This window comes from Saccharopolyspora tripterygii (assembly GCF_054778355.1).
The window spans coordinates 1-1,745 of the sequence record NZ_BAAGZP010000061.1 but is presented as its reverse complement, the minus strand read 5'-3'; the positions used below and the strand labels follow the sequence as shown (position 1 = coordinate 1,745).

Below are 1,745 nucleotides of genomic sequence, written 5' to 3'. Positions count from 1 at the left end.
GATGCGGACCGCGAGGCCTTCTGGGCCGAGCAGGCGTCGCGGCTGCACTGGGACACCAAGTGGGGCCAGGTCCTGGACTGGTCGGATGCGCCCTACGCCAAGTGGTTCGTCGACGGCAAGCTCAACGTCGCCTACAACTGCGCGGACCGGCACGTCGAAGCCGGCAACGGTGACCGCGTCGCCATCCACTGGGAGGGCGAGCCGGGCGACAGCCGCGCCATCACCTACGCCGAGCTCCAGCGCGAGGTCTCCCGCACCGCCAACGCCCTGGCCGAACTCGGCGTCGGCGCAGGCGACCGGGTCGCGATCTACCTGCCGATGCTGCCCGAGGCCGTGTTCTCGATGCTGGCCTGCGCGCGTCTCGGCGCGATGCACAGCGTCGTGTTCGGCGGCTTCTCCGCCGAAGCGCTGCGCTCGCGGATCAACGACGCCGAGGCCAAGGTCGTCATCACCGCCGACGGCCAGTACCGGCGCGGCAAGGCCATGCCGCTGAAGGCCAACGTCGACGAGGCCGTCGCGGAAGCGCCGAGCATCCAGCACGTGCTGGTCGTCCAGCGCACCGGCATCGACGTGCAGTGGAACGACACCCACGACAAGTGGTGGCACGAGGTCGTCGACCACCAGCCGGACAAGCACACCCCGGAGGCCTTCGACAGCGAGCACCCGCTGTTCATCCTCTACACCTCGGGGACCACCGGACGCCCGAAGGGCATCCTGCACACCTCCGGCGGCTACCTCACCCAAGCCGCCTACACCCACCACAACGTCTTCGACCTCAAACCGGACAGCGACGTCTACTGGTGCACCGCCGACATCGGCTGGGTCACCGGCCACACCTACATCGTCTACGGCCCGCTGGCCAACGGCGCCACCCAGGTGATCTACGAAGGCACCCCGAACGCGCCGCACGAGGGCCGGCACTGGGAGATCGTCCAGAAGTACGGCGTGACGATCTACTACACCGCGCCGACCACGATCCGCACCTTCATGAAGTGGGGCGCGGAGATCCCGGCGTCCTACGACCTCTCATCGCTGCGGGTGCTGGGTTCGGTCGGCGAGCCGATCAACCCCGAGGCCTGGATCTGGTACCGCAAGAACATCGGCTCCGACCGCACGCCGATCGTGGACACCTGGTGGCAAACCGAGACCGGCGCGATCATGATCTCGCCGCTGCCCGGCGCCACCGCCGCCAAGCCCGGATCGGCGCAAACACCGCTGCCCGGCATCTCGGCCAAGGTCGTCGACGAGACCGGCGCCGACGTCGGCCCCGGCGGCGGCGGCCTGCTCGTCCTGGACAAGCCCTGGCCGGCGATGCTGCGCGGCATCTGGGGCGACGACGAGCGCTACAAGGACACCTACTGGTCGAAGTTCGCCGACCTCGGCTTCTACTTCGCCGGTGACGGCGCCAAGTACGACGCCGACGGCGACATGTGGCTGCTGGGCCGCGTGGACGACGTGATGAACGTGTCCGGCCACCGCATCTCCACCACCGAAGTCGAGTCCGCGCTGGTCTCCCACCCCAACGTGGCCGAAGCCGCGGTGGTCGGCGCCAGCGACCCGACCACCGGTCAGGGCATCGTGGCGTTCGTGATCCTGCGCGGCGGCGTGGCCGACGGCGCCGGCGGCGAAGCCGCACTCGCCGAGCTGCGCGACCACGTGTCCAAGGAGATCGGCCCGATCGCCAAACCACGGCAGATCATGGTCGTGCCCGAACTCCCCAAAACCCGCTCCGGCAAGATCATGCG

The 1,745-nt window shown here is 69.2% G+C and carries 1 protein-coding gene; it reads left to right on the top strand.

Translation table 11 applies throughout. The annotated features are described in order from the left end of the window. A partial coding sequence (gene acs, locus ACYVF3_RS32510; protein WP_461158115.1) for an acetate--CoA ligase occupies window positions 1–1,745 on the top strand: 1,745 nt, incomplete at both ends.